General features: G+C 68.8%; 16 protein-coding genes. 8 read left to right on the top strand and 8 right to left on the bottom strand.

Annotation, left to right across the window (positions count from 1 at the left end):
* Nucleotides 1–9: 9 nt before the first annotated feature.
* The gene (locus tag AC1RM6_RS19470; RefSeq protein WP_493104248.1) at nucleotides 10–1647 is read left to right on the top strand and encodes a GMC family oxidoreductase; all 1638 of its coding nucleotides are present in this window, start codon (nucleotides 10–12) and stop codon (nucleotides 1645–1647) included.
* A 21-nt stretch (nucleotides 1648–1668) separates the two neighbouring features.
* Nucleotides 1669–3156 carry an aldehyde dehydrogenase family protein gene (locus AC1RM6_RS19465; RefSeq protein ID WP_493104246.1) on the top strand — a complete coding sequence of 496 codons (1488 nt, stop codon included), beginning with the start codon at nucleotides 1669–1671 and terminating at the stop codon, nucleotides 3154–3156.
* On the opposite strand, the gene AC1RM6_RS19460 is transcribed toward AC1RM6_RS19465, so the two are convergent.
* Nucleotides 3153–4373 carry a LysR family transcriptional regulator gene (locus tag AC1RM6_RS19460; RefSeq protein WP_493104242.1) on the bottom strand — a complete coding sequence of 407 codons (1221 nt, stop codon included), beginning with the start codon at nucleotides 4371–4373 and terminating at the stop codon, nucleotides 3153–3155. The genes AC1RM6_RS19465 and AC1RM6_RS19460 overlap by 4 nt on opposite strands.
* 170 nt (nucleotides 4374–4543) lie before the next feature.
* Here AC1RM6_RS19460 and AC1RM6_RS19455 point away from each other — a divergent pair, with 170 nt between their 5' ends.
* A complete protein-coding gene (locus tag AC1RM6_RS19455) occupies nucleotides 4544–5680 on the top strand; it encodes an acyl-CoA dehydrogenase family protein (protein ID WP_493104240.1) in 1137 nt (378 codons plus the stop codon).
* 155 nt (nucleotides 5681–5835) lie between these two features.
* Here AC1RM6_RS19455 and AC1RM6_RS19450 read toward each other — a convergent pair whose 3' ends face one another.
* Both AC1RM6_RS19450 and AC1RM6_RS19445 read right to left on the bottom strand, forming a co-directional pair.
* Complete coding sequence (locus AC1RM6_RS19450) at nucleotides 5836–7029, bottom strand: CaiB/BaiF CoA transferase family protein (RefSeq protein ID WP_493104238.1); 1194 nt, start codon at nucleotides 7027–7029, stop codon at nucleotides 5836–5838.
* Nucleotides 7030–7127: 98 nt separating this feature from the next.
* Entirely contained in the window at nucleotides 7128–7856 is a 729-nt protein-coding gene (locus tag AC1RM6_RS19445; RefSeq protein ID WP_493104236.1) for a FadR/GntR family transcriptional regulator, read from the bottom strand.
* Nucleotides 7857–8001: 145 nt separating this feature from the next.
* On the opposite strand from AC1RM6_RS19445, the gene AC1RM6_RS19440 reads away from it, so the two are divergent.
* Entirely contained in the window at nucleotides 8002–8805 is an 804-nt protein-coding gene (locus AC1RM6_RS19440; protein ID WP_493104234.1) for a helix-turn-helix domain-containing protein, read from the top strand.
* A gap of 358 nt (nucleotides 8806–9163) precedes the next feature.
* Here the strand turns inward: AC1RM6_RS19440 and AC1RM6_RS19435 are convergent, their stop codons facing one another.
* Nucleotides 9164–10345, bottom strand: coding sequence for an IS110 family RNA-guided transposase (locus tag AC1RM6_RS19435; RefSeq protein ID WP_493104233.1), 1182 nt, complete (start codon nucleotides 10343–10345; stop codon nucleotides 9164–9166).
* Nucleotides 10346–10694: 349 nt separating this feature from the next.
* Here AC1RM6_RS19435 and AC1RM6_RS19430 point away from each other — a divergent pair, with 349 nt between their 5' ends.
* The 3 genes from AC1RM6_RS19430 to AC1RM6_RS19420 all read left to right on the top strand — a co-directional run bounded on the left by AC1RM6_RS19430 (nucleotide 10695) and on the right by AC1RM6_RS19420 (nucleotide 16179).
* Nucleotides 10695–11372, top strand: coding sequence for a hypothetical protein (locus AC1RM6_RS19430; protein WP_493104232.1), 678 nt, complete (start codon nucleotides 10695–10697; stop codon nucleotides 11370–11372).
* A 77-nt stretch (nucleotides 11373–11449) separates the two neighbouring features.
* Nucleotides 11450–12703, top strand: coding sequence for a metallophosphoesterase family protein (locus AC1RM6_RS19425; protein ID WP_493104231.1), 1254 nt, complete (start codon nucleotides 11450–11452; stop codon nucleotides 12701–12703).
* Entirely contained in the window at nucleotides 12703–16179 is a 3477-nt protein-coding gene (locus AC1RM6_RS19420) for an AAA family ATPase (protein ID WP_493104229.1), read from the top strand. Before AC1RM6_RS19425 ends, AC1RM6_RS19420 begins: the two co-directional genes overlap by 1 nt.
* Nucleotides 16180–16231: 52 nt before the next feature.
* Here the strand turns inward: AC1RM6_RS19420 and acs are convergent, their stop codons facing one another.
* Nucleotides 16232–18166 carry an acetate--CoA ligase gene (gene acs, locus AC1RM6_RS19415; protein ID WP_493104227.1) on the bottom strand — a complete coding sequence of 645 codons (1935 nt, stop codon included), beginning with the start codon at nucleotides 18164–18166 and terminating at the stop codon, nucleotides 16232–16234.
* Nucleotides 18167–18179: 13 nt separating this feature from the next.
* On the bottom strand, nucleotides 18180–20198 hold the full coding sequence (locus AC1RM6_RS19410; RefSeq protein WP_493104591.1) for a TonB-dependent receptor plug domain-containing protein: 2019 nt from the start codon (nucleotides 20196–20198) through the stop codon (nucleotides 18180–18182).
* A 173-nt stretch (nucleotides 20199–20371) separates the two neighbouring features.
* Between AC1RM6_RS19410 and AC1RM6_RS19405 the strand changes: the two genes are divergently transcribed.
* Nucleotides 20372–22849, top strand: a complete 2478-nt coding sequence (locus tag AC1RM6_RS19405) for a TonB-dependent receptor (RefSeq protein WP_493104225.1) — start codon at nucleotides 20372–20374, stop codon at nucleotides 22847–22849.
* Here the strand turns inward: AC1RM6_RS19405 and AC1RM6_RS19400 are convergent.
* On the bottom strand, nucleotides 22789–23499 hold the full coding sequence (locus tag AC1RM6_RS19400; RefSeq protein WP_493104223.1) for a response regulator transcription factor: 711 nt from the start codon (nucleotides 23497–23499) through the stop codon (nucleotides 22789–22791). The two genes, AC1RM6_RS19405 and AC1RM6_RS19400, sit on opposite strands and share 61 nt — an antisense overlap.
* Nucleotides 23496–24815, bottom strand: coding sequence for a sensor histidine kinase (locus tag AC1RM6_RS19395; RefSeq protein WP_493104221.1), 1320 nt, complete (start codon nucleotides 24813–24815; stop codon nucleotides 23496–23498). Before AC1RM6_RS19395 ends, AC1RM6_RS19400 begins: the two co-directional genes overlap by 4 nt.
* Nucleotides 24816–24941: the final 126 nt, after the last annotated feature.

Raw genomic sequence — 24941 nt, 5'->3', positions numbered from 1 at the left:
AATATGAGCATGAGCAGCAGCGACGGCTTCGACTATATCGTCATCGGATCGGGATCGGCCGGCAGCGTGATGGCCAACCGGCTGTCGGCGGATCCCGCGGTCAAGGTCGCGCTGATCGAGGCGGGGCCGTCGGACCGCAAATTTCCGACCAGTTTCAAGACCCGGCTGCCGGTCGGCAACATCTTCCTGCTGCCGCACGCCAAATATAACTGGCAGCATATGCTTTCGGGCAACGATGCGGTCGGCAACCGCCAGATCGGCTTTCCGCGCGGCAAGATCTTCGGCGGCTGCAGCTCGATCAACGGCGGCGTCTATATCCGCGGCCAGGCCGCCGATTACGACGCCTGGGCGGCGGCCGGGAACGAGGGGTGGGGCTATGCCGACGTCCTGCCCGCCTTCCGGGCGATGGAGAACCATGCAGGCGGCGCCGACGCGGTCCATGGCGCGGGCGGCGAACTCGACGTCCACAAGCCGCGCCAGTTCAACCCGCTCGCGCGCGCCTTCGTCGAGGCGGCGGTCGAGGCGGGGCATCGCCGCAATCAGGATTTCGCCGGCGATCGCCAGGACGGGTTCGGCCAATATGACCTCAACCAGCGCAAGGGCATCCGCCTGTCGAGCTCGCGCGCCTTCCTCCATCCCGCGCTGGCCCGCCCCAACCTGACCGTGTTCGACGAGACCCTCGTCCACCGCATCGTCCTCGACCGCGGCCGGGCGGTGGCGATCGAGATCGTGCGCGGCGGCGAGCAGCGCACGCTGCGCGCCGGGCGCGAGATCGTGCTGTGTGCGGGCGCGATCAACTCGCCGCAGCTGCTGATGCTGTCGGGGATTGGGCCCGAGGCGCATCTGCGCGCGCTCGGCATCGATGTGCAGCAGCCGCTCGACGGGGTCGGCGCCAATCTCCAGGACCATCCGACCGTCCATATCTCGGTCGAGAACCCGACCGCCGAATCCTATGCGCTGTCGGCGCGCGCGCTGCCGCGGATCGCGATCAGCCCGTTGCGCTATCTGCTGCGCCGCGACGGCATGCTCGCGTCGAACGTCGCCGAGGCCGGCGGCTTCGTCGCGACCGATCCGGCGAGCGACCGCCCCGATGTCCAGATGACCTTCCTGGTCGGGTTGAAGGCCAATGCCCGGGTGATCCCGTCGACCCATGGCTATATGATCCTGACCCAGCTGCTGCGGCCGCTGAGCGTCGGATCGGTCAGGCTGGCGAGCGCGCGGCCCGACGACAAGCCGGTGATCGACCCGAATTTCTTCGCGCATCGCGAGGATATCGACACGCTGATCCGCGGCTTCCGCGAGGCGCGCCGGATCACCCGCCAGCCCGCGCTCGCGGCGCTGTCGGGCGCCGAGATCGAACCCGGCGCCGATGTCGACAGCGATGCCGAGATCGAGGCGGCGCTGCGCAAATATGTCAACACCGCCTACCACCCGACCGGCACCTGCAAGATGGGTCCCGACAGCGATCCGATGGCGGTGGTCGACCAGCGGCTGCGGGTGCGCGGGGTGTCCGGCCTTCGGGTGGTCGATGCCTCGATCATGCCGAGCATCATCAGCGGCAACACCAGCGCGCCGACAATGATGATCGGCGAGCGCGCGGCGCGCTTCATCCTCGACGACGCCGCCACATCGAACATCGCCGCCTGAACGGCGCATAGGGAGAGCATCATGGAATTGGGCAAAATCGTCGCGCGGCCGGCCTTTCTCGACCGCCTCGACCAGGACATGCTGATCGACGGCAAGCGGGTGCCCGCGCTGTCGGGCAAGCGCTTCGAGACCCGCAATCCGGCGACCGGCGAACTGCTCGCGATGATCGCCGAGGGCGCGCAGGAGGATGTCGATCGCGCGGTCGCGGCCGCCCGCCGGGCGTTCGTCGGGCCGTGGAGCCGGATGAAGCCGGTCGAGCGCCAGCGGATCATGCTGCGCCTCGCCGATCTGGTCGAGGAACATTATGACGAGCTGGCGATGCTCGACACGCTCGACATCGGCGCGCCGCTGTCGCGCACCCGGCTCGGCCGTGCCCGCGCCGGCGCGCTGCTGCGTTATTATGCCGGCCAGGTGACGACGATCCATGGTGAGACCCTGCCCAATTCGGCGCCCGGCGACGTGATGTCGCATACCCTCAAGGAGCCGATCGGCGTGGTCGCGGCGATCAACCCGTGGAACGGGCCGGTCGGCATGGCGGTGTGGAAGGCCGGGCCGGTGCTTGCCAGCGGCTGCACGATGGTGATGAAGCCCGCCGAACAGTCGCCGCTGTCGGCGCTGCGCTTCGGCGAACTCTGCGTCGAGGCCGGGGTGCCCGACGGGGTGATCAACATACTGACCGGGCTCGGTGCGGTCGGCGCGGCGCTGTCGAGCCATCCCGGGGTCGACAAGATCGCCTTCACCGGATCGACCGGGGTCGGCGAGAAGATCATCCGCGCCGCCGCGGCGACGATGAAGCGGGTGACCGTCGAGCTCGGCGGCAAGTCGCCGAACATCGTCTTCGCCGATGCCGATCTCGACAAGGCGGTGCCGGCGGCGGCGACCGCGGTGTTCGCCAATTCGGGCCAAATCTGCAGCGCGGGGACCCGGCTGTTCGTCCATAAGTCGATCCGCGCCGAGTTCATGGAGCGGCTCGCCGCGTACACCCGCACGATCAGGGTTGGCGATCCGCTCGATCCCGACACCGCGATCGGCCCGGTCGTGTCGGCCCCGCAGATGGAGAAGATCCTCGGCTATATCGACATCGCCGAACTGCAGGGGGCAAAGGCGCTGGTCGGTGGCAAGCGGATGGCGGGCGAGGGGCTCGATGCCGGCTTCTTCATCGAGCCGACGATCTTCGACGGGGTCGAGGACGGGATGACGATCGCCCGCGAGGAGATTTTCGGACCGGTGCTCTCGGCGTTCAGCTTCGACACGATCGAGGAGGTGCTCGAACGCGCCAACGCCACCGAATTCGGCCTCGCCAGCGGGGTCTGGACGCGCGACCTCGCCACCGCCCACCGCATGGCCCGCGGCATCCGCGCCGGGTCGGTGTGGATCAACTGCTACCAGATGCTCGATCCGGCGGTGCCGTTCGGCGGCTATGGGATGAGCGGCTTCGGCCGGGAATCGGGGATGCACCAGATCGACGAATATCTCGAGACGAAGGCGGTGTGGATCAAGCTGGATTAGACCCAGCCGAGCATCCGGCTGTCGGGATCGTTGGCGCGGGCGGTGGTGCCGACCTCGCCGAGCAGTTCGATGAAGCGCCGCTGCATCGCGGTCGGGCGCCAGCTGCGCCGGGTGGTGATGCCGATCCGCCGGGTGCTGTCGGGGAGCGGCGGGCCGACCCGGGCGAGCAGGCCGCTGCGAATCTGCAGCCCGACCTGGTCGGGGGAGAGCAGGGTCAGGAAATTGCCGTCGGTGAGCAGCCGGCCGATGATCATCACCGATCCGCATTCGATCGGGGTCGGCGGCAGCGCCCGGCCTTCGAACATCCGCTCCCAGATCGCGCGCAGCGGGGTGTTGGCGGGCGGGACGATCCACGGATAGGAGGCCAGCACGTCGAGCGGCGGCATGTCGGGGCCGGCGAGCGGGTGCTGGCTGCCGACCGCGATCACCAGCCGGTCCTCGTAGAGCGGGACCTGGTGGAGGTCGGTGATCTCGAACGGCCGCACCGCGCCGACGATCAGGTCGATCCGCCCGTCGCGCAGCGGCTCGACCAGTTCGCGCCAGCTCCCTTCGACGACCTCGAAGCGCGCCTGCGGCTGCTCCTGCGCCAGCCGCGCCATCGCCGCGGGAACCAGGAACGGGCGCGACAGCGGCAGCGCCCCGAAGGCGATCAGCTGGCCGCCGGTCTCGAGCCCCAGTTCGGCGATCGCGGCGTGGATCTCGCCGACCGCCAGCCGGATGCCGCGCGACAATTTCTTGCCGGCGGCGTTGAGCCATATCCCGCGCCCGCGCCGCTCGACCAGCTGGCCGCCGGTGACCTGCTCGAGATCGCCGACCGCGCGGTGGACCGCGGTCTGCGACAGGCCGGTGCTGTGCGCGGCGGCGGTGAAGCTGCCGGCGTCGGCCAGCGCGAGGAATGCGCGCAACTGGGTCATCGTCATCAGCCGCTCGGGATTCTGGAACACCCGGGTCAGCCCCTTGGCGCCGGCGGCGATATGGTCGATCGCGGCGCTGACCCGGTCGAGCACGATCTGGCCGACCGGGGTGGTGGTCATCCCGCCCGATCGTCGTTCGAACAGAACATAGCCGAATTGCTGTTCGAGCTTGGCAAGCCCCTGGGTCAGCGCGGGCTGCGACAGGCTGACCTGTTCGGCGGCGGTGGTGATGCTGCCATGCTCGGCGATCGCCAGCAGCGCGCGCAGATGGCGCAGATTGAGGTCGAACGGATCGGTGGCCATGCGTCGTGCCTAACCCAGGAGCAGGCGTGGCGCCAAAGGGATCGTCCCGACCATCCTCCGATAATGTCATCGACCGCGCGCATTTTCAATTGGACGGACCATTATTGAAAAGGTAGGACCATTCAATCGGCGCAGCCATGCGCGATCGTGAAACCGGGAAAGGACCTTCCGTGGATTTTGAGCTGCCCGACGAGATCATCGAGTTCCGCGACGTCACGCGGTCGATCGTGCGCGATCTCCTGCCTTATGAACTCGACTTCGTCGAAACCGGCAAGATCGCGCCGATCGTCCGCCAGACGCTGATCGACAACGGCTATTTCGGGCTCGGCCTGCCGGAAGAATATGGCGGCCTGGGCATGGGCGCGCTCGCGCAGTGCGTCGTCCAGATCGAACTCGCGCGGCTGCCACCGCAATTCTGGACCGAGCTGCGCCCGCTGATGGGGCCCGGCGCCAAGAATATCCTCAACCATGGCTCGCCCGAGCAGAAGGCGCGGCTGATCCCGGGCATGGCCGACGGCACGATCCCGATCGCCTTCGCGCTGACCGAGCCGCATTGCGGATCGGACCTCGCCTCGATGCGCACCACCGCGGTCCGCAACGCCGATGGCTGGCTGATCAACGGCAGCAAGACCTTCATCTCGAACGGCAAGAACGCCAAGGAGGTGATCGTCTATGCCTATACCGACAAGGCGGCGGGCCGGAAGGGCATCTCGGCCTTCCTGATGAGCGCCGACACCCCCGGCTACTCGATCGACGGCACCATCCCGCTGATGGGCACCGCGACCCCCGGCGTCTACGAGATGTCGTTCACCGATTGCCAGGTGCCCGCCGACGCGCTGCTCGGCGAAGAGGGGATGGCGTTCAACTATGCGCTCGAGGGGCTCAACGAGGGTCGGCTCAACGTCGCCGCGACCGCGGTCGGGATGGGCGAATATGCGCTCGAACTGGCGATCGACCAGGCCAAGACCCGGCCGGCGTTCGGCGGGGTGATCGCCGATTTCCAGGCGATCCGCCATTATCTCGCGACGATGGCGACCGACATGCGCGCCGCCCGGCTGATCCTGCTCGACGCCTGCTGGCGTTACGACCAGGGCGAGAAGCGCCGTGAACTCGCATCGATGGCCAAGCTGTTCGCGACCGAAGCCGGCAGCCGCACCGTCGACACCGGGCTGCAGATCTTCGGTGGATCGGGCTATTGCCGCGGCTTCGCGATCGAACGCCTCTACCGCGACATCCGCATCACCCGGATCTACGAGGGCTCGACCGAGATCCAGAAGAACACGATCTCGCGCGAATTGCTGCGCTGAACTTTTTATCCCTCTCCCGCATGCGGGAGAGGGTAGGGTGAGGGTCTTCTTCTTCTTCTTCGCTATTTGTCTGAGATAGGAAGGCAGAAGACCCTCATCCAAACCTTCTCCCGCGAAGGGCGGGAGAAGGCTTCAGAAGAACAAACAGACCGCTTCTACCCCAGCGCGCCGCTCGCCTTCAGCCCGGCGATCGCGCTTTCGTCCAGCCCCAGTTCCTCGCGCAGCAGCGCCGGGCCATGTTCGCCGAGCCCCGCGACGAGGTTGCGCGCCTCGGTGCGCGATTCTGACATGCGGAAGGGCGGGTTGGTGACGCGGTAGTCGCCGCCGCTGTCGGCGATCGTCGCGAAGGCGCCGCGCGCCACGAGCTGGGGATCGTCGAGCAGTTCGCGCACCTCGCGGTAGCGCGCGCAGGGCACGCCATGCCCGGACAATATGCGCTCGGCGTCGACCGCCGGCATGCCGATCGTCCACTCTTCGGTCAGCGCCAGCAGTTCGGCCCAGTTGGCGTTGCGCGCGGCGACGGTGCGGAAGCGCGGATCGTCGCGCCATTCGGGATGGCCGACCGCATCGGCGAGCTGCTCGAAATTGCGCGGGCTGGTGGGGGCCACCATGATGAAGCCGTCGGCGGTCTTGAGCGGGGTGTAGATCGGCCGCCGCGGCGCCGGGAACTGTGCCTGCTGGGTCTCGAACACCAGCATGCCGACCATCGCCTCGAGCATCGACAGGTCGATGAGCTGGCCCTTGCCGGTCTTCTCGCGCTGGTAGAGCGCGGCCTGGATCGCGCCGAACGCATGGGTGCCGCCGAGCACGTCGGCGATGAAGATGCCGCTGTTGGCGGGGCGGTCGGCGGTGCCGTCCTGATAGTCCATATTGACCATGTCGAACCCGCTCGACGCGTGCACCACCGGCGCATAGGCCGGGTCCTGCGCGCGCGGCCCGGTCTGGCCATAGCCCGAGACCGAGCAATAGATCAGCCGCGGGTTGATCGTCGCCAGGGTCGCGTGATCGAGGCCGAGTCGCGCCATCACCCCCGGGCGGAAATTCTCGACGACGATGTCGAAGCGCGGCAGCATCGCCTTGATCAGCGCGACCGCCTCGGGCGCCTTGAGGTTGAGCGCGATGCTGCGCTTGCCGGCGTTGAGATGGCCGAAATAGGCGCTGTGGCCATCGCGCATCGGCGGGCGGGCGCGAACCTGGTCGCCGTCCATCGATTCGACCTTCACCACATCGGCGCCGAGGTCGGCGAGCATGCGGGTGGCGAAGGGACCGGCCATCACCGCCGAGAAATCGAGCACGCGGACCCCGGCCAGCGCATCGCGGTTCGGGGAAAGGGGGGCTGGGTCGTTCACGATCGCTCTCCGGCTCGCACCGCTGGCTGCGATGTGAATGGTACGACCATTAAGCGATATGCCGCGCCTGTCAACGAAACAGGGGCGTCGGTCGAGGTTCAGAGCCGGTCGGCGAGCCGTCCTTTGACATTCTTGCGGACATGGCGGTGGACGCGTTCGAGATGCTTGCGCATCTCCAGCGCCGCCGCATCGGCGTCGCGGTCGCGCAGATGCTTCACCAGCCGCAGTCGCGACCGGATCAGCGATTCCTGCAGCGTCTCGTAATCGGGGCCGGCGACGAACTGGTGGAGGATCGCCGACAGCGAGTCGACGAAGATGCCGAAGATGCGGTTGCCGGTCGCCCGCGCCAGCACGTTGTAATAGGCGACCGCGCACTGATAGCGCGCCTCGACGGCGGTGACCGCCTTGGTGGCGTTGGCGATCGTCTCGAGCTCGGCGATGTCGGCCTCGGTGGCGCGTTCGCAGGCCAGCCGCACGATCACGTCCTGCAGCGCGATCCGCGCCTCGGTCAGTTCGTGCAGGGTGATGTCGCCGAGGCTGACATAGTCCTGCATGGCCTGGACGATGCGATCGGGCTCGGCCGCCTGGACGAAGGAGCCGCCCTTCACCCCCTTGGTGTTGCGCAGGATCCCGGCCATTTCGAGCGTGCGCAGCGCCTCGCGCAGCGCGCTGCGGCTGACCTGGAGCTGGGCCGCGAGCTCGCGTTCGGCGGGCAGCTTGTCGCCGGCCTTGAGCACCCCCGACGCCAGTTCGTCGCGGATCTTCGCGCAGATGACCTCGAAGGTCCGGCGGCTGTCTTTGGGGGGCTTGGACGCGCTGATGGGCATGCCCGATCCATGGCGCGGGACGGCGGTCGGCGGCAAGGGCGAAACCGCTTTCGCGTCGCCCGGCGACAACAAGAGATAGGCTCTCATTTTTTCAGTTGACTCCGAAAGCGGTTTGCTTAGCATGCTTATCAAAGAGGAGGAGAGCATGGCGACCATTCCCGAGCCGGCGAAGGCCAAGGGCGCACAGCGCGTCATCGAGGTGCTGGATTTCTTCGACGATCAGCATCATCGCGCGACGGTGATGGACATTGCCCGTCGCTATAATCGTCCGCAGTCGAGCACGTCCGAACTGCTCGCCAGCCTCGTCGACCTCGGCCTGCTCTACAAGGATCCGGGCTCGCGTTTCTATTCGCTCACCCCGCGCGCGGCGATCATCGGTTCGCTGTCGCAGCCGCGCATCGTCCGCGACGGCCGCCTCGCCGAACTGGTCGACACGCTGCGCGGCCAGACCGGCCTCGGCGTCGCGCTGGTCGGGATGGTCGGCGCCAACGCCCAGATCTTCCGCTGGAAGCCGGGCCTGCGCCGGGTCGAATCCGCGGGCCGCGATCTCACCGGCGGCCAGTGCGAGGATCTCTGCTCGACCGCCGCGGGCTGGCTGCTGCTGTCGACGCTGCCGCCGCAGCGCCGCGAGGGGCTGATCCGCCGCCTGAACGCCGAGGCGCCCGAAGACCGCAAATTCCTGCCCTCCGAAATGAGCGGCCGCGTCCAGGAAGCCGCGCGCCGCGGCTATGCGATCGGCCCGGCCGGCTTCGGCATCGAGGCGTCTTTGGTGTCGATCCTGCTGCCGACCGAATCCGACGACCGCTCGATGGCGATCGGGTTCGTCTATGACGCCTCCGACGAGCGCGATCCGGTCGCGCTGGCATCGGTGCTGCAGCAGGCGGTGCGCCGCTGCATCGGCGGGGTCGACGAGATGGACATGCCGTCGGTGATGGCTGGCGCCGCCTGAGCCCGGCTGGACGCGCCCTTGCCCGACAAGGGTGGTATCGATTTTCCCTTACCTATCGTCGCCCCGCACTCACATGGGGAGTTGTGGGTCAAGATGTCGTGTTAGGGTGACATGGATATTCTCCTTTGAAGCATCGGATGTAGGTCTGAGCCGGTTATGGAGACGCGGCCTAAGCCTGGTCCAACTCACATGCGGTCGCCGTACGAAGCGGCAGCACCATTATCCCGCGTGCGGCGGGCTAGGCTCAGGAGGGACGGGACCATTCTTGTTGTCGGCCCCTTTCAAGGGGAGCCCTGTGCGGGGTCGGTCCGCCCACCTGCATCCGTCAGGATTGATCAGATCCTGAGGAAGGGGTTGATCAGTTGGCCGTCGCCGATCGGCTGGCTGCCGTTATGGCGCCCTCGATGACGACGCCGGCCGAGATATATTTCCACAAGGCGACGAGCAGCTTGCGGGCCAGCGCGACGATGGTGGGCTTCTTGTAGCGACCTTCATTTCGCCTGACGCGGTCTTCGAACCATTTGCTCAGGACCGAGGCCGGTTGATGCCGTCGCCACAGCCAGGCGAGTTGGATCATCGTCGATCGCAATCGTGGATTGCCGGCTTTCGACACGCCCTGCTCACGGCTGACCCCGCCGCTTTGCCATGGTGTCGGCGCGAGGCCTGCATAGGCCGCCAACTGCTTTCGGTTGTCGAAATGGCGGTACAGCCCCTCGCACCACAGGACGCCGGCAAACTCGGGTCCTATGCCAACCAGGTCGAGCAGCATCGCCGCGGGCGCAGGCTGCGGGCCATCGGCCTGCGCGAGCAAGGCGTCTCGCGCCTTCTCCACCGTCCTGATCTGCTCGATCAACAGTTCGAGCCGGTCGAGCTCGCGGTCGATCTGTGCCTTGAGATTTTGGCCCAGCGGTTGGCCGTCGCGGGTCTTGATTTCGTCCAGTCGAGCGCGGCGGTCACGCCGCAACGGTTTGTAGTCGCCCACACCTTGCCCGAACAGCAGCCCTTTGATGCGGTTGACGTGCTCGATCCGCTCGGCAACCAGCGTCTTACGCTCCCGGATCAGCCGGCGCCGATCTTCCTCGGCATGGCTCGGGGGCCGGACCATCGCGCAAACCCGAGGCTCCCCCCGCAGATAGGCCATCAGCGTGCGGATCAGCATCTCGCCGTCGATCCGGTCGGTCTTGGCCCGCCTCCGGCGCCGCGAAACCGCTATCGAGGCAGGGTCCACCACGTGACTTTCGATTCCCTCATTCTCCAGAGCTCGGTGGATCGAAAAACCGTCGAGCCCAGCCTCCTGGATGACTTTCACCTCGTAGCGCTCACCCGTCCGTGCCCGGGTCTTCGCCACAAGATCATTCAGCTGCGCTACCAGCGCGCCCATATTCCCGGCCTTTACCGAACGCCGCGACATCTTCTGACTGCCCGGGCTCAGCGATGTGATCACCCACGTCGAACGCGACAGTTCCAATGACACCAAAATCGCGCCAAGATCGCCGCGGATAGTGGTCGCCGTTCCGCACGGCTCTGCTTCACTTAGCATCGGTCCCTCCAGAGATTGGTCAGCAACCTCACTCTGGCAGAGCGGCGGTCACTATCCACTCCCCATGGGATCTTGTTGCGGGGTCCATGGCTATCGCCACGCAAGTCGCCGCCGAGGATGAGACGCGACATTATCTGCTCGCTTTCCTCAAGCCATAGCGCCTGACGCACCAGCCATGGACCCCGCAACAAGTGCGGGGCGACGGGCTTGGACTGGTTCACCCGGACACGAACCGTTGAATGCCGTGGCTAGAATGCTGCCCGGCTTGGGGGGGGGCGCTCTCGCCGGCGGCAACCTCTCATTAACCATGATCGCCTAACCCCGTCATATTCCTGACGAGGTTCGGCCCATGTCGCTTTCATCGCTGCTCGCCACCGCCCGGACCAGCTATGGCTGTGGTTCGAGCGTCGATTCATCGGTGGCCGCGACGACCCAGGCCGCGCTCGACGCCGCCGCCAAGGCGGCGACCGCCACGACGTCCGGCGCGGCGACAGGAAGCGGCGTATCGATCTCGATCGCCGCGAAGATCGCCGCCGCCGAAAAGGCCGACAATGCCAAGGACTTCACCGCGCTGGCGAAGGATGTCCGTTCGACCCTCGACGCCCAATATGCCGCGGCCAAGACCGCTGGTTCTGGGGCGCGCGCCGATCTGAGCGAGGCGAGCGGCCGTGCGCTCGCGGCGATCATCCTCGACAAGACCGGCCAGTTCAGCGGCACCGAGATCGCCGCCGCCAAGGTCGAGCTCAAGACCCGCGGAACCTCCGATTTCTCGAGCGCGATGCGCGGAGGCTCGGCGATGACCGGGCTTGCGGCCTATAATCGCCAGCTCGTCAGCAGCTATGACTCGATGTCGCAGGAAGAACGCGACGCGCGCGGCTGGACCGCCGGCCTGCGCAGCGGCGCCAAGGCGTTCGTCGACGCGACCAGCACCGGCGCCGGCGGCACGTCGTCGCTGTTCGAGCTCATCAACGGCACCGACGACGAGAGCAGTACCGGCAGCAGTGATTCCAGCGGCTTCGGTTTCTGATCATGGCGGGGCGGTATCGAGGGCGTTAGGGGCACTGGCGACCCTGGCCGGGTCTGGGCTATGATGCGGCTATCGCCATGCCGTCCGATTTTACCTTCATCCACGCCGCCGACATTCACCTGGACAGCCCCCTGTCCGGGCTGGCCACCCGCAATCCGGCCTTTTCGGCGCTGGTCCGCGGCGCGACCCGCAAGGCGTTCGCCAACATCGTCGACCTCGCCATTGCCGAGGGCGCGGCGTTCGTCGTCATTGCGGGGGACCTGTACGACGGCACCTGGAAGGATCAGTCGACCGGCCAGTTCGCCGTCGCCCAGTTCGCGCGGCTGGCGCGTGCCGGCATCCGCGCCTTCGTCGTCTACGGCAATCATGACGCGGAAAGCCGGATCACCCGCCATCTGACGATGCCCGAGGGCGTCTATGCGTTCGACAATCGCCAATGCGAATATCTGGCGCTCGACGATCTCGGCGTCGTCGTCCATGGGCGGAGCTACAAGCAGGCGGCGACGCTCGAGAATATCGCGTCCGAATATACCCCGCCGGTTCCCGGTCGGTTCAATATCGCGCTGCTGCACACCGCGCTCGACGGCCATCCGGGCCATGCCGCCTATGCGCCGTGCAGGCTCGACGAGTTGCGGGCGTCGGGGCATGATTATTGGGCGCTCGGCCATGTCCACGACGCCGCGGTGCGCGCCGAGTTCGCGCATGTCGTCTTTCCCGGCAACAGCCAGGGTCGCCATGTCCGCGAAACCGGGGCCAAGGGGGTCATGGTCGTCCGCGTCGAGAATGGCGTGGTGAAGCGTATCGAGCACCGGCCCACCGACGAAGTGCGCTGGGCCTCGGTCGCGGTCGATGCGGCAGGCGCCGCCGACATGCGCGAGCTGCTCGATGGCGTATCGGCGGCGTTGCGCGGGGCGATCGCCGATGCCGGCGACCGGCCGACCGCGTCGCGCGTCGTCGTCACCGCCGGCGGTCCGCTCCGGGACAGGCTCGTCGCCGACCCGGAGTGGTTCGCCGCGGAAGTGGCCGGCCAGGCATCCGCGGTGTCGGACCTGCTGTGGATCGAAAAGGTCAGGCTCGTCACGGCAAGTGCCGAAGCGCCCGTGGGTCTGCCGCCCGAACTGGCGGTGCTGCTCGCCGACGCGATCGACGACCCCGACTGCATACGCGCGATCGAGGCCGCGGTCGCCCCGCTCGTCTCCCGGCTGCCGTCGGACATCGGCGACCATGAGCTGACCCCGCTGCTGGCCGCCGCACGCTCGGGCGACGGCGCGGCGCTGCTGGTGGCGGCGCGGGGCGCCGTCGAGGCGCGCCTCGACGGCGGGGAAGATTGATGCGGTTCCGCCGTTTCGAACTCGTCCGCTATGGCGGCTTTGCCGACCGGGTCCTCGATTTCGGTGACGGGACGGTCGATCTGCATCTGGTCGTCGGCCCCAACGAAGCAGGCAAGTCGACGATGCTCGCGGCGATCGGCGACCTGCTGTTCGGGATTCCCGAGCGATCCCCGCAGAACTGGCGCTACGACTATGGCGACCTGCGCATCCGCGCATCGATCATCGGGCCGGCGGGCGAAGTCGATGTCACCCGCCGCAAGGGCAAGCGGAACACGCTGCTGGCGCCCGACGGCACCGCGCTGCCCGACGACCTGCTCGCGCCGCTGCTCAACGGCATGGACCGCCGGTCGTTCGAGCGGATGTTCGGCCTCGACCATGCCAAGCTGCGCGAGGGCGGCGAAGCGATCCTCGAGGGCAAGGACGACGCCGCCCGGATCGTGCTCGAGGCCGGGACCGGCTTTGCCGGCATCGGCCGGGAACTCAAGAAGCTCGACGAGCAGGCCGGCGCGCTGTTCAAGCCGTCGGCGCAGCTCCCGACCGTCAACCGGTTGATGCGCGAGCGGACCGATGCGCTGGCCGACGTCCGCACCCACAGCGTCGGCGACAGCGACTGGACCGCGATCAAGGCGCGGCGCGAAGCGGCGGATATCGAAAGGGCCGCGCTCGTCGAGGAAGGTCGCGCGCTCGCGCAGAGGGCGCATGCCGTCGAGCGTATCAACCGGATCAGGCCGCTGCTCGCGCGCCGTTCGTCCGAGCAGGAGGCGCTCGCCGGGCTGGGCATCGTCCCGCTCATGCCCGACGATGCCGGAGACCGGCTCGCGGCCGCGCTGGCGGAGCGCCGGACCGCGGGCGAACTTCACGCCCGCGAAACCGCCAAGCGCGCCCGCGCCCGCGAAGAGGCCGCCGCCATCGATCTGCCGATGAAACTGCTCGCCGCGAAAGCCGAGATCGAGACGCTGTTCGGGCGCCTCGCGGTCGCCGAAAAGGCCGGCGAGGATCTCGTCGCGCGCAAGGTCGAGCGGGCGGGGATCGTCGACCGGCTGTCGCGGGTCCGCGCGGAGGCCGGGCTCGATGTCGATCATCCGATCCCGGGGGCGGGACCCCGCAAGCGGTTGCGCGCGATGATCGAGGTCGGCCGCCGGCTGGAGAGCGACACCAACCGGCATCATCAGAACCGGCAGGCGATCGAGGACGAGTCCGCCAGGCTGGCGCCCGCGGAGGCCGACGCGCTCGCCGAGACCTGGCTCGACGCGTTGCGATCGGCGGTCGATGCGGTCGGGTCCGATGTCGCCAGACGGGTGGCGAGCCTCGCCGCGGCGCGGGACCGCGCGGGCGCCAGGCTGGAGAACGGCATGGCCGGGCTGGCGCCGTGGTCGGGGTCGGTCGAGGCGCTGCGATCGGCCGTGCCGCCGGGCGCCGTCGAAACGCTTGCCGCCGCGGCGGCGATCGACGCGGCCCAGGCATCGCTTCGGTCCGCCGAGGCGGATATTGCCGACCATGAGCAGGAACTCATCGGTCTGCGTTCGGAACTGGCGTCGTTGACCGCGTCGGGAAGCCTGCCGACGCCCGAGATCGTCGCCGCCGCACGTGCCGCCCGCGATGGACTGGTCGACGAGGTCAGCGCCCGGCTCGGCGTCGACAGGGCCGATGGCGACGCCCGGATCGGCGAGGCGCTTCGTGCCGCCGTCGGCCAGGCCGACAGGCTGGCCGACAGCCGCGATGCCGATGCCCAGCGGGTCGCGCAGCATGGCATGCTGCGCGGGCGGCAGGCGGAGATCGAGGCGCGGCTGGCCGCGGCCCGGAACATCGTGGCGGTCGAAACCGGGCGGCTGCACGATCGCACGACGTCATGGGCCGATCTGCTGCGGCAGATCGGTTTCCAGCGTCCGGTGCCACCGGGCGATCTCGATCGGTGGCGCGCCGAGCGCGAGCGGACGCTGTCGCTGGCCGACGAGCTTGCCGCGGCCATGCACGCCTGTGCGGAGTTCGACGCCGAATGCGGGGCGAAGCGCGCCGCCGTCGACGCGGCGCTTGGCGACGCCGGTATCGCCGCCGCGCCCGGCGATACGCTCGACGACAGGATCGCGCTGGCGCGTCGCGAATTCGCGCGGCTCGATGCCGTGGTCCGGGCGCGTCGCGTGGCCGAGGCCCAGCGCCGGCGGATCGACGATGCGCTCGACAAGGCGAACCATGAGGCGCTCGACCTCGAGGCCCGCCAGACCGCGTATGAGGCCGATCGCACGCGGCTGCTGCAGGAAAGCCGGCTCCCCGATCATGGATCGGCCGATGCCCTGTCCGACGCGATCGACGCTTTCGAGGAACTTGCCGGGGATCAGGCGACGCTGTCGTCGATCGAACGTCAGATCGCCTTCGACGAAGACCAACTCGGCCAGTTCGAGGCCGCGTTCGACGCATTGCAGGCGCTGCTCGACGGTCCGCGGCCCGACCGGCGGTTCGAACGGCTGCGCGCGCTCAACGACGCATTGGCCGAGGCGGTGCGCGCGGAGACGACGCTCCGGCAGTTGGGCGAGACCGAGCAGGATGCGGTCGAGGCGCTGGCGGCGATCGAACGTCGGCTGCGGTCGGCCGATGCTGTCGTCGCCGCGCTGCTGGCTGCCGCCGGAACCGCCACCGAAGGCGCGCTGGCCGGGGTCATCGAGGCCGGGCGGCGGGCGCGGGAGCATGAGGGTGAACTGCGGCGGCTCGCCCAGGAACTCGAGCATCAATGCGAAGGCCTCGAACTGGCGGTCGTCGCACAGGAGGCCGCGGCGCTGTCACCCGACGAGGCGGCGGCGGAGCTCGAGGATATCCGGATCCGCCGGCAGGAGATCGAGGAGGCCCGCGAGACGGTCGGGCGCGAGCTGGCGTCGGCGGAGGCCGCGATTGCCGGGGTCGCGAGCGCGACCGCCGCCGCCGATGCCCAGCAGGAGGCCGTTGCGGTCGCGGCGGCGATGGCGGATGCGGCGGAGCGGCATGTCGAAGCGGCCAGCGCGGCGGCGTTGCTGCGATGGGTCATCGATCGCCACCGGGCGACGGCGCAGGCGCCGCTGATCGAACGGGCGGGGGCGATGTTCGCACAGGTCACCGCGGGCGCCTTCACCGGGCTGGTGCTCGATTATGACGACAGCGACCGGCCGCTTATCAAGGGCCTGCGCGCCGACGCGTCGCGGGTCGGCGTCGACGGCATGTCCGAGGGCACGCGCGACCAGCTCTATCTCGCGCTCCGCCTCGGCGCGATCGCCAGCCGCGGCGGGGCGCAGGCGCTGCCGGTGGTGTGCGACGATCTGCTGATCACCGCCGACGACGGCCGGGCAGCGGAGATGCTGCGTGTGCTGGCGGCGGCGGCGCGGGACAATCAGATCATCCTCTTCTCGCACCACGACCATATCGTCGACGTCGCCGAAGCCGCGGTCGGCAAGCACGGCTTCCGGCTTCATCGGATCGACCGCAACGCCGACCTCGTTGCGCTTCCCTGACGGAGATCGGGCGTAACGGCCGGGCCGTGCCGCACGGCCGGCCCGGCCGGGATCAGAGCCGGTTGGCGATCAGGCTGTCGACCACCGATGGATCGGCGAGGGTCGAGATGTCGCCCAATGATCCGACATCGCCTTCGGCGATCTTGCGCAGGATTCGGCGCATGATCTTGCCCGAGCGGGTCTTGGGCAGGCCCGGTGCGAACTGGATCGCATCGGGGGTCGCGATCGGCCCGATCTCGGTGCGGACCCATTTCGTCAGGACCTTCGCGAGTTCGTCCGACGGCTCCTCGCCGACATTGAGCGTCACATAGGCGTAGATGCCCTGGCCCTTGATGTCGTGGGGGAAGCCGACCACCGCCGCCTCGGCGACCTTGTCGTGCAGCACCAGCGCGCTTTCGACCTCGGCGGTGCCCATGCGATGGCCCGAGACGTTGATCACGTCGTCGACCCGGCCGGTGATCCAGTAATAGCCGTCGGCGTCGCGCCGCGCGCCGTCGCCGGTGGTATATTTGCCGGGGAAGGTCGAGAAATAGGTCTGGAAGAAGCGGTGATGGTCGCCCCAGACGGTGCGCATCTGCCCCGGCCAGCTGCGCGCGATCACCAGATTGCCTTCGGTCGCGCCGTCGAGGACCTGGCCCTCGGCATCGACGATCTGCGGTTCGACCCCCGGCAGCGGCAGCGTCGCACTGCCCGGCTTGAGCGCGGTCGCGCCCGGCATCGGCGCGATCATCGCCGCCCCGGTCTCGGTCTGCCACCAGGTGTCGACGATCGGGCAGCGGCCTTCGCCGACCACGCCATGATACCAGCGCCACGCCTCGGGATTGATCGGTTCGCCGACCGTGCCGAGCAGCCGCAACGAGCTGCGGTCGGTCGCGGTGACGAAATCGTCGCCTTCCTTCATCAGCGAGCGCAGCAGCGTCGGCGCGGTGAACAGGGTCTGCACCTTGTGGCGGTCGACCACCTCCCAGAAGCGGCTCGGCGTCGGCCAGTTGGGGACGCCCTCGAACATCAGGGTGGTGCCGCCGTTCGCCAGTGGCCCGTAGACGATATAGCTGTGCCCGGTGACCCAGCCGATGTCGGCCGAGCACCAATAGACGTCGCCGGCCCGGTAATCGAACACCAGCTCATGGGTGAGCGCGGCCCAGAGCAGATAGCCGCCGGTCGAATGGAGCACGCCCTTGGGCTTGCCGGTCGATCCGCTGGTATAGAGGATGAACAGCGGATCCTCGGCATCCATCGGTTCGGGCGGGCAGTCGGCGGCGACGCCGGCCGCGGCCTCGTGCAGCCACAGGTCGCGCGCCGGATCGATCGCGACCGCGCCGCCGGTCGCGCGGACGACGATGACCTTGTGGACGCTGGTGCAATGCTGGAGCGCCGCGTCGACATTGGCCTTGAGCGGGACCTTCTTGCCGCCGCGGCGGCCTTCATCGGCGGTGATGACGATGCTGCTGTCGCAATCGGTGATCCGCCCCGCCAGCGCTTCGGGCGAGAAGCCGCCGAACACCACCGAATGGATCGCGCCGATCCGCGCGCAGGCGAGCAGCGCGAACGCCGCCTCGGGGATCATCGGCAGATAGAGGGTGATCCGGTGGCCCTTGCGCGCGCCGGCCGCCTTCAGGACATTGGCGAAGCGGCAGACCTCGGCATGGAGCTGGCGGAAGGTGAAGCTGCGCGGCGCCTCGGCGGGATCGTCGGGTTCCCACAGGATCGCGACCGCGTCGCCGCGCTCGGCGAGATGGCGGTCGATGCAGTTGACGCTGGCGTTGAGGACGCCGTCGCCGAACCATCTGATCCCGAAATCGGCCTCGGCGAAGCTGCTCTCGTCGGCGCGGGTCGGCGGCACGATCCAGTCGAGCCGACGCGCGCGGTCGAGCCAATAGTCGGCGCCATGATCGAGCGACCGGCGATAGTCGGCCGCGCGTTCGGCGGCATCGACCAGGGCGTCGGCGGCCCAGGCGGCGGGCACGGGATAGAGCTCGTCGGACATGGTTCTTCCTTCTTCAATGCGCGAAGCGAAAGCCGACCCACAAGGTGCGCGGCGTGCCGAGGTCCATCGATCCGCCCGCATTGCGGGTGACGACGGTGGCATCGAACAGATTTTCGACGCGCGCGGTCAGGCTCAGCCCATGGCCGAGCGGCAGCTGGGCGAAGCCGTCGACGGTGAGCGCATGGCGCAGCACGTCGGTCTGCAGATCGTCTTCATATTGGCCCGAGACATAATGGAGCGTGGCCGACAGCGTCGGGCCGGCGGGTTTCGTCCAGCCGATCGTCGCGCTGGCGGCGTGGCGCGGGGTCTGCGCGGGGGTGAAGCCATCGAAGGCGAAGCCCGGCGCGTCGACGCTGCTATGGCTATAGGCATAGGAACCCGACAGGCCGATCTCGCCGAGATGGACCGCGGCGGTCAGCTCGATGCCCTTGGCGACGATCGCCTTCACATTCTGCCGCTGCCGCACATTGGTGCCGATCGTGACATTGGCGATCGCATGGTCGAGCCGGTTGTAGAAGGCGGTGACCCCCAGCGTCGCCCCGGCGGTGGGGTGGAGATCGATCCCGGCTTCGGCGCCCTTCAGCTTTTCGGGGGCGAGCGCGGCATTTGCCTGGGTGGTGATCGGCACCACCGTGAACGGGCGGTAGAGTTCGTTGAGGGTCGGCAGGCGGAAGCCGCTATAGCCCGCGCCGCGCAGCGCGACCGCGTCCGACAGATGGTAGAGCGCGCCGGCGCGGGCCGAAAATTCCCAGTCGTGGCGATCGGCGAAGCTGCTGTTGCCGGTCGCGGCGCCCGCGGCGTTCTGCGACCGGAAATAGCCCTTGTCGATGCTCCAGCGATCGGCACGGATGCCGCCGGTCAGCACCAGCGCGCCCAGCGTCCAGTCGTCCTCGGCGAACAGCCCGGTGGTGGTCTGCTCGCCGCCCGCCCGGCGGCGCGCGGTGAGCGCCCCGGTAGCGGCATTATAGGCATCCTCGAACATCGTCCCCGACGATCGCCGCGCGTCGCTGCCGATCCGCAGGACATGCGCGTCGCCGATCGGCGGGCGCAGCTCGATCTTGCCGCCGATCCCGGTCGACGGCGTGTTGCGCTGGTCGAGCGAGCGGCGGAAGGTCGTCGAGCTGATCACGACGTTCGAGAAGTTGCGCAGCTGCAGATAGGCGAGCGCGTCGACCTGCCAGGGCCCACGCGACACCAGGCGGACGCTGGCATCCTGCCCCTCGCTCATGCTGTCGGCGCCGGCGAAACGCAGCGTGCGCCTATCGTGGAAGGCGAGCCCGCGCACCTGCAGTTCGGCGTTATCGAAGATCGGCGCGACCGCACGCGCGCCGAGCGACCAGCTGTCATAGGCCGCCGGCACGGTGGCGGCGACGCGCTGGGCGCGCGGGGTGGTCTGGAAGCCGTCGCCGCGGTCCCAGCGCCCCGACAGCGACACGAAGCCCGCACCGAGATCGGGCGACAGGCTCGCGCTCAGTTCGGTCGCGTCGTTGCTGCCATAAGCGGCGCTGCCCGCGAAGACCGGCAGTGCGTCGCGCCCGGCGCTGGTCAGCTCGATCGTTCCCGCGACCGCGCCGGCACCGAAGGCGCCGCTGCCGCCGCCGCGCGTCACCCGGATCTGGCCGAGCCGTTCGGGGATCAGCGCGCTGAACGGGATATAGCCGAAAAACGGATCGGCCATCGGCACGCCGTCGAGCAGCACCAGCGTCCGGCTCGACGCGTTGCCGCCCAGCGCGCGCAGGGTCGCACCCTGCGCCGACGGGTTGGCCGACCGGCTGTCCGACCGGCGGAACTGCTGGAAGCCCGCGACGTCCGACAGGATATTCTCGATCCGGCCCGACGCATTGGTCGCGATCCGGTCATGATCGATCAGCACCGACCCATAGGCCGGGGTGCCGGGGGTCGCCTCCAGCCCCTGGCCGAGCACGACGATCTCGCCGTCACCGCCGATGTCGCCGCCGTCGCCGGCCGCTTCGGCCCGGGCGACGCCCGGGATCAGCGCCGCCGCTAGCAGCAGGAAGCTGGAGCCTCGCATCACGTCTGTCGTCCCCTCCACTCCGCGCAGGACCGGAGCTGTCCTCCGATAGCCCGATATCGCGCGCGGCGTCGCTAGTACCAAAGGACGACGCATTCTGAGAGCGGTCTCAGGATGCATCGCAGTCCCGATGATATCTCCGGATCAAACCAGAACAGGGAGGATCGGTGGATATGATGGGGAACAGGCAGGGAGCGATCACGCTGCTGGGGGCGATGCTGTGCGCGCATGGCGCCGCCGAGGCGGCCGAAGAGGCGGCGTCCGATATCATCGTCGTCACCGCGCCGACGCCGCTGGCGGAGGGGCACGCCGGCGCGACCGCGACCGCTTCGGATATCGCCGCGAGCCATGCCCTGGGGCTGACCGATTACCTCAACCGCACGCTGGGCAGCGTCTTCGTCAACGACGTGCAGAACAACCCGCTGCAGCCCGACATCAACTATCGCGGCTATACCGCCTCGCCGCTGCTCGGCACCCCGCAGGGTCTGTCGGTCTATGTCGACGGAGTGCGCGCCAATCAGCCGTTCGGCGACGTCGTCAGCTGGGACCTGATCCCGCGCGACGCGATCGCGTCGCTGACCCTGGTCGAGGGATCGAACCCGGCGTTCGGGCGCAACAGCCTGGGCGGGGCGCTGTCGCTGCGCACCAAGGACGGGCACAGCGATCCGGGGACGACGGTCGAGGCCAATTATGGCTCGCACGACCGGCGACGGGTCGCCGGCCAGACCGGCGGGGCAGCCATGAACGGGCTCGACTGGTACCTGACCGCCAATCATTTCGCCGAGGACGGCTGGCGCGACGTGTCGAAATCGAAGGCGACCCAGGCGTTCGGCAAGCTCGGCTGGTCCGATGCGGTCACCCACATCTCGCTGAGCGGCAGCTTCGCCGACACCGATCTCAACGGCAACGGCCTGCAGGAAGCGCGGCTGCTCGCGAACGACCGGGCGAGCGTCTATACCCAGCCCGACAACACGCAGAACCGCGCCTTCGGCTTCACCTCGCTCGCGCGGCACGACCTGTCCGACACGGTGCGGCTGTCGGCCAACGCCCATTATCGCCATATCCGCACCCGCACCTATAATGGCGACATCAACGACGATGCGCTGGGCGAGAATCTCTACCAGCCGAGCGCGGCCGAGCGCGCCGCGCTGACCGCCGCGGGCGTCACCGGCTTTCCGACCAGCGGCGAGACCCAGGCCAATACGCCGTTCCCGCGCTTCCGCTGCATCGCCAACGCGCTGCTGAACAGCGAACCCAACGAGAAGTGCGACGGGCTGATCAACCGCACCGGGACCCGCCAGCACGATGCCGGGGCCTCGGCCGAGCTGACCGTCACCGCGCCGCTGATCGGCCTTGCGAACAGGTTCGTCGCGGGCGCCTCCTGGGAGAGCGACCGCGCGCATTTCATCCAGTCGGCGCAGTTCGGCTATCTCACCGCCGACCGCGGGGTCGTTGGGGTGACCGGCCCCGGCGCCTTCGCCGACGGATCGCAGGATTCGGAAAATGCCTTCGACGCGCGGGTCGATCTCACCGGCCGCACCCGGTCGTGGGGCGTCTATGCGACCGACACGCTGTCGCTGACCGATCGGCTGCAACTCACCGCCTCGGGCCGCTTCGACCGCACCACCATCCACAACCGCGACGGGATCACCCCGGGCGGCGGCGCCGGGTCGCTCGATGCCGACGACAGCTATCAGCGCTTCAACCCGGCGGTGCGGATCGCCTATGCGCCGGGCAGCGCGTTCGGCATCTGGGCGGGCTATGGCCAGACCAGCCGCGCGCCCTCGGCGATCGAGATCGGCTGCGCAGATCCCGCCAATCCGTGCCGGCTGCCCAACGCCTTTGCCGGCGACCCGCCGCTCAAACAGGTGGTCACCCGCACGATCGAGGCCGGCCTGCGCGGGGTCTTGATGTCGGGCGCAGTCCATTGGAGCCTCGGCGCCTTCCGCGCCGACAATCATCGCGACATATTGTTCGTCGCCGACGATCAGGCCGGGTTCGGCTATTTCCGCAATTTCGGCAAGACCCGCCGCCAGGGGATCGAGGCTGGGATCGAGGGCGGTACCAGGACCGTCCATCTGTCGGCGCATTATACCTTCCTCGACGCGACCTATCGCAGCGCCGAGACCGTCGGCGGTGCGGGCAACAGCAGCAACGACGGGCCGGCACCCGGCTTCGAGGGCGATATCGACATCGAACCCGGCAACCGCATCCCGCTGATCCCGCGGCATATCTTCAAGGCGAGCGCGGCGATCGACCTGCTGCCGCGCTGGTCGGTCAGCGCCGACATGATCGCCCAGTCGGGGGTCTATGCGCGCGGCAACGAGAACAACCAGCACCAGCCCGACGGGGTCTATTATCTCGGCAAGGGCAAGACCGCGGGCTTCGCGGTGGTCAATGTCGGCACCGAATGGCGGCCGACCCCGGCGCTGACCCTCTATGTCCAGGTCAACAATGTCCTCGACCGCAGCTACAGCAACGCCGCCCAACTCGCCGCGACCGGCTTCAACGCCGATGGCAGCGCGTTCGTCGCGCGGCCGTTCGCGGCGCCGGTGATCGGCGGCGAGCGGCCGTTGCTGTCGTCGACCTTCTACGCGCCAGGCGCGCCGCGCGCGGTCTGGTTCGGGGCGAGGCTGTCGTTCGGGCGCTGAAGCCGATAGCCGGCACCCCGCACGGTTTCGAGCTGCGGGGCGCCGGCATGGTCGGCGAGGCGGCGGCGGACATAGGAGATATAGACGTCGACGACATTCTCGGTGATCTCGGCGCCGTCCCACACCAGGTCGAGCAGTTCGTCGCGGGTGACCGTCTGGCCGACCTTCTGCGCGAGCAGCAGCAGCACGTCATATTCGCGCGGGCGCAGCGTCACCCGCTCGCCGGCGATCGTCACGCTGTGCGCCTGGCGATCGATCGACAGATTGCCGACCGTCAGCAGGCCGCCGCGCTGGCTGCGCCGGACCAGCACCGCGAGCCGCGCCAGCAGCTCGGCAAAGGCGAACGGCTTGGCGACATAGTCGTCGGCGCCGCAGCGGAAGCCCTGGAGCTTGTCCTCGAGCGTCGTCCGCGCGGTCAGCATGCAGATCGGCGTGTCGATGCCGTCGGCGCGCAGGTCGCGGCAGAGATCGGCGCCGTCGATATCGGGCAGGCCGAGGTCGAGGATCGCGGCGGCGAAGGTCCCGCCGGCGAGGCTTGCGGCGACCCGCCGCCCCGATCGCAGCCACTGGACGCTGAACCCCTCGGCCTGGAGGCCGCGGCTGACGAAGCGGCCGATGCCGGGATCGTCCTCGACCAGCAGGATGTTCATGCGGCGATCGCCCAGCCTGCGATTGGCAACTCGATCGAGATGACGAGCCCGCGGCCGGGGGCGTTGGCCGCCGCGATCACCCCGCCATGCTGCTCGACGATCCAGCGCGCCAGCGACAGGCCGAGCCCTGTGCCGCCGCGCCGGCGCCCGGCCTCGGTCTGGAAATAGGGATCGAACAGCCGCTTGAGATCGGCGGGCAGCGCGCCTTCGCCGCTGTCGGAAATCTCGATCCGGGCGCGGTGTGCGTGCCGTCGCAGGACGATCGCGATATCGCCCTCGGCGCCGGCGAACTTGACCGCATTGTCGATGATCGCGAGCAGCGACTGGGTGAGCCAGCCGGCATCGCCGCTGATCGGGACCGATGCGGTGTCGATGGCGACCCGCAACGCGACGTCGCTCGATCGGGCGAAGGGCAGCGCGGTGTCGCTGGCGGCGCGCACGACATCGGCGAGGTCGATCGGCGCCGGGGCGAGGCTGATCCGCCCGTCCTCCGACCGCGCGAGCCCGAGCAGATCGTCGAGCCGGCGCTGGAGAAAGCCGCCATTGGCGGCGATATGTTCGAGCGCCTCGCGCAGCGAGGCGTTGTCGGCGCGGCCGTCGCGCAAGGCGACATCGGCCTCGCCGCGCATCACCGTCACTGGGGTGCGCAACTCGTGGCTGACCTTGGAGAAGAACAGCCGCCGGGTGCGGTCGACCTCGGCGAGGCGGCGGTTGCTGGTTTCGAGTTCGGTTGTGCGCAACCGCACCTGTGCTTCCGCGCGCCACAGTGCCCATCCGACGCTGGCGAAGATCGCCGCGACGAGCATGGCGACCAGCAGCACCGCACCTGTCGACCGTGTTCGCAAACGGCTCATTTCGCGGGACACCGCGGCGACTTCTGCGCGCTCGCGGGTGGCGATCAACTGCACGATCTGTCGCATTCGCATCAGGTCTTCGGTGCTACCGTCTGCGCCTATCGCGGCGAAGGACGAAGTGAGCAGCCGCGCGGTGTGCCGTTCGGCGGCCTGATCGCCCGCGACGCCGTGCAGCCGGTTTTCGCTGTCGATCGACGCGAGATAGGCGGCGATATGGGCGTCGATCGCCGCGCGATCGATCGGTTCGCCGCCGCTGCGTTCGAGCAGCAGCGCATTGGCATCGGCTTCGAGCCGGGTGACGAGGGTAAGCTGGGTCTGCGACATGCCCGCGCGCACCAGATAGCGATCGGCGGCGGCGGCGCTCCACGCGAGCACCGCCACCATCATCGCCAGGCACAGCAGCAGGACGAGGCCGCCGCCGAGCAGTGATTGACGCAGGGTGAGTGCGCGGCGGGGGGTCATGTGCCACCCCTCTTCGTCATTCCGGCGAACGCCGGAATCTCTCTGCCTTCTTCCGCCGAACGAAGAGAAGTGAGATCCCGGATCACGTCCGGGATGACGAGGAAGTGAGCACCCATTACCCGTTGT

Source organism: Rhizorhabdus sp. GW822-FHT03C02, assembly GCF_058801765.1.
This window is presented reverse-complemented; position numbering and strand designations above follow the sequence as displayed.